This is a genomic window from Nonomuraea sp. NPDC004186 (genome assembly GCF_053603495.1).
The window spans coordinates 1-7,251 of sequence record NZ_JBSGFQ010000239.1 but is presented as its reverse complement, the minus strand read 5'-3'; the positions used below and the strand labels follow the sequence as shown (position 1 = coordinate 7,251).

Below are 7,251 nucleotides of genomic sequence, written 5' to 3'. Positions count from 1 at the left end.
TGCTCGCGCCACAGCACCTCGCGCATGCGGCGCTCGTGCCCGGGGTTGGCGTAGGAGTGCAGGACATGCCCGGGCGAGGTCACCAGGATCGGATGAGCGCGGCCAGGAGGTCGGCGGCCGGGGCCAGCGCGGCCTCGTCCAGGTCGAAGGCCGGCGAATGATGCGGTCCGTACGTTCCGGCGCCCACGAGCAGGTATCCGGCGAGCCCGCCGCGTTCCTGGACGCGCCGCATGAACAGCGTCGCGTCATCGCTCGCGCGCAGGGGACGCGGCGGCAGGAGCCGCAGGCCGTGGCTCGGGGCGAGGGTCTCGATCCTGGCGAGGATCGCGCCGTCGGTGGTCGCGCTGGTCGCCCAGCCGGTTCTGGCGATGTCCACGGTGACACCGTGCATGGCGGCCGCGCCGTGGAGGACGGCGCGGGCCCGCCGCTCCAGGTCGTCGTGCTCGGCGGCGGCGTCGGCCCGGACCTCCGCGCCGAGGACGGCAAGGGCGCTGACGATGTTCGGCGCACCGGGCGCGTGCAGCGTCCCGACGTTGACGCGGGTCGTCGCCGTCGCGTAACGGGGCAGGGCGTGCAGGCCCAGAACGGCGGACGCCGCCGCCAGCAGGGCACTGCGGCCCTGTTCGGGCGCCCCGCTGGCGTGGGAGGCGATCCCGGTGAACTCCGCCCGCAGTTTCGAGGTCCCGTACAGCTCGGTCGCGGCCGCGACGCATCCGTCCGGGGTGCCGAAGCCGAGGTGGACGGCCAGCAGGACGTCGACGTCGTCGACCAGCCCGGCGGCCAGCATGGGAGCGGCGCCGCGGACGCCCTCCTCGGCGGGCTGGAACAGCAGCCGTACGGTGCCGGCGAACTGCCTGTCGGACAGCAGGGCCGCGGCCCGCAGCGCGATGGCCACGTGCCCGTCGTGCCCGCAGGCGTGCATCGCGCCGTCGATGTCCGAGCCGAAACCCCCGGCCGCGGGGTGGTGGCCACCGGAGCGGCTCTCCTGGATCGGCAGGGCGTCCATGTCCACCCGCAGGCCGACCAGCGGACCCGGGCGAGTGCCGTGCAGCTCCGCGACGAAGGCGGTGTTCCCGTCACGGAAACGGTGCACCGACTCCGCCGGCACGCCCTGCGCGGCGGCCCGCCGGACGGCGGCGTCGAGCTCGTCGCGGCCCGGCACGCCGGGGTGATCGTGCACGTCGACGAGGTCGCCGCCGCCGCGCAGCCGCCAGCCCAGGTCGGACAGGAGGCTCCAGGCGAGATCCGCGGTCTCGATCTCCAGGAAGCCGACCTCGGGCCGCCGGTGCAGCTGACGCCGGACGGCGGTCGCGTCCAGCGGATCCGGCAGGGCCTCGGATCGCCGGCGCGTGCTCACGATGTTCCAGCGGCGAGGGCGTGGACGACGGCGGTCGTGAACTGCTCGGTGCTCGCCGTGCCGCCGAGATCGGGGGTGGCGGTCCCCGCACGGAGGACCTGCTCGAAGGCGGACACGAGACCGGCCGCGGCGTCGGATTCGCCGAGATGATCCAGCATCATGGCCGCCGCCCAGAGGGTGCCGACCGGATTGGCGATGCCCATGCCGGCGATGTCGGGCGCCGATCCGTGCACCGGCTCGAACATCGACGGGTACGTCTTGGTCGGGTCGAGGTTGGCGCTGGGCGCGACCCCGATCGACCCGGCCAGGGCGCCGGCGAGGTCGGAGAGGATGTCGCCGAACAGGTTGGAGGCGACGATGACGTCGACGCTCTCCGGACGCAGCACGAGTCGTGCGGCCAGCGCGTCGATGAGGACCTTCTCCAGCCGCACCCCGCTGCCGTCGGCCACCTCGGCCACCACCTCGTCCCAGAACGGCATCGTGTGGATGATGCCGTTCGACTTCGTCGCCGAGATCAGCCGGCCCGAACGCCGCAGGGCCAGGTCGGAGGCGAAGCGCGCGACCCGTTCGATGCCGGCGCGGGTGAAGACCGCCTCCTGGACGGCGAACTCGCCGGGCCGGCCGCGGTTGACCCGGCCGCCGACCTCGCTGTATTCGCCTTCGACGTTCTCGCGTACGACGACCAGGTCGATCGGGGCGTCCGAGCGCAACGGGGAGCGGATCCCGGGCAGCGAACGGACCGGCCGGAGGTTGACGTACTGCACGAACTCCCGGCGGATGGGGATGAGCAGACCCCACAGGGTGATGTCGTCGGGGATGTCCGGCGCGCCGACGGCGCCCAGCAGGATGGCGTCGCCGGAGGCGAGCTGCTCGAGGCCGTCCACGGGCATCATGCGCCCGTGCGCCCGGTGGTGGTCGCACCCCCACGCGCGCTCGCGCCACTCGACGGTGAACCCGAAGGTCGCGGCCAGGTGGTCGACGCAGCGCACGGCGGCGGGGACGACCTCGGTGCCGATCCCGTCACCCGGGACGACGTCGACGACGTAGCGCCGTGCCGTCCCGGGGCCGGTGTGTTCCTGGGAGGTCGTGGTCACGACAGCTTCGTGTCCTTCGTGAGCAGGGTCCGCTCCAGCGGGTCGGTCGGCAGGCCCTTGACGGTGTCCGCGACGCCCATGGTGAGGCTCTCGTGGACGAGCGGGACGAAGGCCACGTCGGTGGCCAGCTGGGTGGCGATCTGACCGTAGAGGGTGTGGCGCTTGGCCGAGTCCGCCGTGCTTCCGGCCTCCTTGACGAGCTCGTCGACCTTCGGGTTGCAGTAACCGGCGAGGTTGAAGCTGCCCTTGCAGGTTTCGTCCGAGCGCAGAACGCTGATGGGCTCGGGCAGGTCGATGAGGTGGTTGCGGGACAGCAGGGTCGCCTGGAAGTTGCCGCCCATGAGGTCGTCCTCGACCGAGGCGTAGTCCCCGGTGCGGATCTTCACGGTGATGCCGGCCTCGGCCAGCTGCGCCTGGATCACCTGGGCGAGGTCGGCGAACTCGGGCCGGTCGGAATAGGCGATGAGCTCGAAGCCGAGCGAGCCGGGGTCGATGCCGGCAGCGGCCATGGCGGCCTTGGCGTCAGCGGCGTTTCCCTGCACGGGCTGCAGCCCGGCCGGCGTCCACGGCTCGTCAGGCGTGAACGGTCCGGCGGCCGCGGTGGCGGTGCCCTCGTAGACCGCCTTGACGATGGCGTCGAGCCCGATGGCCTTCTGGATCGCGCGGCGCGCCTCGACCTTGTCGAAGGGGGCCTTGCGGGTGTTGAGGTACAGGCCGGTGGTGCGGGGCAGCGCGACCTGCTGCAGGGTGATGTTGTTGTCGCCCTTCAGGGTGGTGAGGGTGGTGACGGGGAGGTTGGCGGCCACCGACACCTCACCGGCACGCAGCTGCGTGGCGCGGGTGGCGCCGCTCTCGGCGTAGCGGATCTCCGCGCTGCCGAGGGCGACGTCCCCGCCCCAGTAGCCGTCGTTGGCGGCCAGCGACAGCGACTGGCCGGTGCCGATGCTGGTGATCTTGAACGGTCCGGTGCAGGTGCCGACCGGGTTCGTGGTGGTGCCGGAGAACGCCTCAGGGGCGAGGATCCCGGTGTTCGGGACGCTGACCCGCAGCGGCAGGAACAGGTCCTCCTCCGGCGTGTCGATCCGTACGGTCCGGTCGTCGACGGCGGTCACCGCGGAAATGACGCTGGGGGCGAAGCTGCGCGGCGGCGCCGTGGCCTTCAGCAGCCGGTTGAGATCGTCGGCGACGACCTTCGCGGTGAGCGCGGTGCCGTTCTGGAACTTGGTGTCACGGATGGCGAAGGTCCAGGACTTGGGCTCCGTCTGCTTCCATTCCGTCGCCAGGGCGGGCTGGGCGTGGTTGTCCTTGTCCACGGCCACCAGGGTCTCCAGGCAGCCGGCGCGGGTGAGGGTGAAGGCGTCGTCGGTCTCCAGGGCGTACCCGGAGTCGGGCGCCCACAGGTCGGCGATGATCAGCTTGGAGCCGCCGCCGCTCGCGGTGGGCTCGGGACTGCCGGAGTCGAACGAGCAGCCGGCGAGCACGACGAGGGCTGTCGACATGCCGGCGAGGGTTTTCCAGGTGCGTGCCATGCTGGTGTTCCTTCTGAACGTCGTTGGGGGGAGAGCAAGGGAGTGGGCACCACGACATGACCGGTTGACGCTCGTGTGTCCCGGTCGGATGGGCAGTGGAGGAGGAGTTGCCGGTGAGGGAGCTCAGCTGATGGAGGTCAGCCGGGCCGCGATGACCTTGGGTGCGGTCATCGCCACGACGGCGCTGGTGACGCCTTCCCGGCCGATGCCGCTGCGGTGGAAACCGCCGAACGGCATGGCGTCGATGCGGAAGTCGGAGGTGTCGTTGATCATTACGGCGCCGGCCCGCAGCCGGCGGGCCGTGCGCAGGGCCGCGGTGGTGTCGCGGGTGAAGACCCCGGCCTGAAGGCCGGTGGCCGCGCGGTTGGCCTGGTTCACGGCGTCGTCGAGATCGGCCACGGGCAGCACGCTGACCACGGGGCCGAAGATCTCGTCGGTGACGATGGGGTCGTCGGGGGCGAGGTCGGTGAGGATGGTCGGCTGGTACGTGGCGTCCTGGCGGACCGCTCCCGCGCGTACGACGGCGCCGCGGGCGACGGCCTCCTCGACCCGGCGCTCCACGCGGCGCGCGGCCGCCGCGTCGATCAGCGGCCCGACGTCGGTCGTCTCGTCATGCTTGCTGCCGACGCTCAGGTGAGCGGTCATATGGGTCAGGTGGCCGAGCAGTTCGTCGTAGTGCTGGGCGACCACGTAGACGCGCTGCACCGACAGGCAGTTCTGTCCCGCGCACCCGAAGGCCCCTTCGGCTATGGCCCGCGCGGCCGCCATCAGGTCCACGCCGTGGTCGACGATGACGGGGTTGGACCCGCCCAGCTCCATCAGCAGGGTTCGGGCGCCGGCCAGGCGGGCCACCTCGTCGGCGGTGCGGATCCCACCGGTGAAGGAGACGACGTCGACGCCGGGGTGCGACACCAGCTCCCGCCCGGCGGTCGGGCCGCCCGGCAGCACGGCGATCCGGTCGCCGGGAACGCCCGCCTCGAGGAGCAGCTCGGCGAGGGCGAGCGTGGACAGCGGCGTCGCCTCGTGCGGTTTGACCGCGATGACGTTGCCGGACAGCAGCGCCGGGCCGACCTTGTGCGCCACGAGGTTCAGCGGGTCGTTGAACGGGGTGATGGCGGCGACGACCCCGAGCGGTTCCCTGCTGCTCCACCCGAGCCGGTCCGCGCCACGGGAGGTGTCCTCGAACGGCACGCTGGCGCCCTGCAGAGCGTGTCCCGCACCGGCGGACAGCTGCAGGGTCTCCGCCGCCCGGGCCACCTCCCGGCGGGCATCCCTGATCGTCTTGCATCCCTCGGAGCCCACGATGGCGGTGAACCGTTCGGCCTGCCGCCTCAGCAGGTCGGCGGCCCGGTGCAGGGCCTCCCGGCGCTGCCACAGCGGCCAGTCGGCACGGTCGGCGGCGGCGCCGGCCCGGAAGGTGTCCACGAGCGCGTCGACGGCCGCGCGTACTTCCGCGGCGGTGCTGTCGGCGACCTCACCGAGGAAGGCGCCGGTCTCGGGGTCGATCACGGCGGTGTGCCGTTCGGTCTCCCGCCAGCGTCCGGCGGTGAACGCCTTACCGGGCGGAGTCCAGCGGGTGGTGGCGGACGGGGCGGTTTGTCCGGTCATCAGGCTCATGCGGGGATCTCCTCAACGACCAGCCGGCTCCGGCTCTCCGCGGAGCGGTGACAGCGGACGTGGTGGCCGTTTCCGTTGTCGACGAGGTCGGGTTGCTCGGTGCGGCAATGGTCGGTGGCCAGCGGACAGCGGGTGTTGAAGCGGCAGCCGGGAGGCGGGGAGACGGGGCTGGGCGGCTCGCCTTTCAGCTGGTCCGGCTCACCGGCGTCGATGCGGTGTCCCTGACCGGAGTGCAGCAGCGCCAGGGTGTAGGGGTGCAGGGCGCCCGTGAAGATGTCGTCGTGCGTGGCCATCTCCACGATCTGCCCGAGGTAGAGAACCGCCACCCGGTCGGCGAGGAACTTCACCACCCTCAGGTCGTGGGAGATGAACAGCATGCTCAGCCGGCGCGACCGGCGCAGATCGACCAGCAGGTTCAGGATGGTCGCCTGCACCGAGGCGTCCAGGGCCGACACGGGCTCGTCGCAGACGAGCAGCTTGGGTTCCAGCAGGAGGGCTCTGGCGATGACCACCCGCTGCAGCTGCCCTCCGGAGCAGTCGCCCGGCCGGCGCTCCAGGAAGCTGTGGTCCAGGCCGACCTCCGCCAGCGCGGTGGTCACCCGCCGCAGGCGTTCCTGCGGCGTGCCGATGCGGTGTTGCTGCAGGGGGGCGAGCAGCGATTCCCGCAGCGTCATGCGCGGGTCCAGAGCGGAGTGCGGGTCCTGGAAGACCAGCTGCGCCGACCGGCGCAGCTGACGGAGCTGGGCGCCGCGCAGCCTGCCGACCCTCAGCCGATCGACCTCGATCCGTCCGGAGTCGACCGGGACGAGGCCGAGCAGGAGCCGGGCCAGCGTGCTCTTGCCCGAGCCGGACTCGCCGACCAGCCCCAGTACCTCCCCCTCGCGGATGGTCAGGGAGACGTCGTCGACGGAGTGCACGTGCGGCCGGCGCCCGAAGCCGTTCCGCGCCAACGGATAGTGCTTGGTGACGTGGTCGATGACGGCGATGTCGGAGCTCATGCCGGAGCTCTGCGCGGGGTCGTTCATGCCGGGACCTGTCGTCGGGGGTCGATGGTGACCCAGCAGCGTGAGTTGCGACGGGTGCCGCAGCCGGCGAGATCGGGTTCCTCGGTGTCGCAGTGGGAGCCCAGTTCCCCGTCACTGGCCGCGACGTCGCAGCGCGGGCGGAAGCGGCAGCCATGACTGACCGCGCGTGCCGCGGTGGCGTTGCCGGGGATGGTGTGCAGATGGCCGGTGTCGTCGGTCTGCAGGGTGGAGCAGCGCAACAACGCCTGGGTGTAAGGGTGCTCGGCGGCGGTGATGACCTCGGAGGCCGGTCCGTCCTCGACGATGCGGCCCGCGTACATGACGGCGATGCGGTCGGCGATGGAGGCGACGGTGGTGACGTCGTGGGAGATGAACAGGACCGACATCCCGGTCTCGACCTGCATGGCGGCGATCAGCCGCAGAATCTGCGCTTCGACGGTGACGTCGAGGGCGGTGGTGGGCTCGTCGGCGATGAGGACGTCCGGGTGGGCGGCCAGCGCCATGGCGATCATGACGCGCTGGGCCATGCCGCCGGACATCTGGTGGGGATGCTCACCGGCGCGGCGGGCCGGAGCGGGGGTAACCACCGCGGCCCAGAGCGCAACCACCCAGCGCCGGGCGGGCAGGCA

The 7,251-nt window shown here is 72.1% G+C and carries 6 protein-coding genes; all 6 read right to left on the bottom strand.

Annotated elements, in window-relative coordinates; genetic code table 11:
* Positions 1-79: 79 nt before the first annotated feature.
* Entirely contained in the window at positions 80-1,357 is a 1,278-nt protein-coding gene (locus ACWEPL_RS64565; protein WP_452442890.1) for an amidohydrolase, read from the bottom strand.
* Positions 1,354-2,451, bottom strand: a complete 1,098-nt coding sequence (locus tag ACWEPL_RS64560; protein ID WP_452442888.1) for a tartrate dehydrogenase — start codon at positions 2,449-2,451, stop codon at positions 1,354-1,356. Before ACWEPL_RS64560 ends, ACWEPL_RS64565 begins: the two co-directional genes overlap by 4 nt.
* Positions 2,448-3,980, bottom strand: coding sequence for an ABC transporter substrate-binding protein (locus tag ACWEPL_RS64555; protein ID WP_452442886.1), 1,533 nt, complete (start codon positions 3,978-3,980; stop codon positions 2,448-2,450). The genes ACWEPL_RS64560 and ACWEPL_RS64555 overlap by 4 nt, the downstream gene beginning before the upstream one ends.
* 123 nt (positions 3,981-4,103) lie before the next feature.
* A complete protein-coding gene (locus ACWEPL_RS64550; protein ID WP_452442884.1) occupies positions 4,104-5,597 on the bottom strand; it encodes an aldehyde dehydrogenase family protein in 1,494 nt (497 codons plus the stop codon).
* Positions 5,594-6,622 carry an oligopeptide/dipeptide ABC transporter ATP-binding protein gene (locus tag ACWEPL_RS64545; RefSeq protein WP_452442883.1) on the bottom strand — a complete coding sequence of 343 codons (1,029 nt, stop codon included), beginning with the start codon at positions 6,620-6,622 and terminating at the stop codon, positions 5,594-5,596. Before ACWEPL_RS64545 ends, ACWEPL_RS64550 begins: the two co-directional genes overlap by 4 nt.
* Positions 6,619-7,251: oligopeptide/dipeptide ABC transporter ATP-binding protein (locus ACWEPL_RS64540; protein ID WP_452442881.1), on the bottom strand; the 633-nt coding region annotated here is incomplete at its 5' end. The genes ACWEPL_RS64540 and ACWEPL_RS64545, both read right to left, overlap by 4 nt.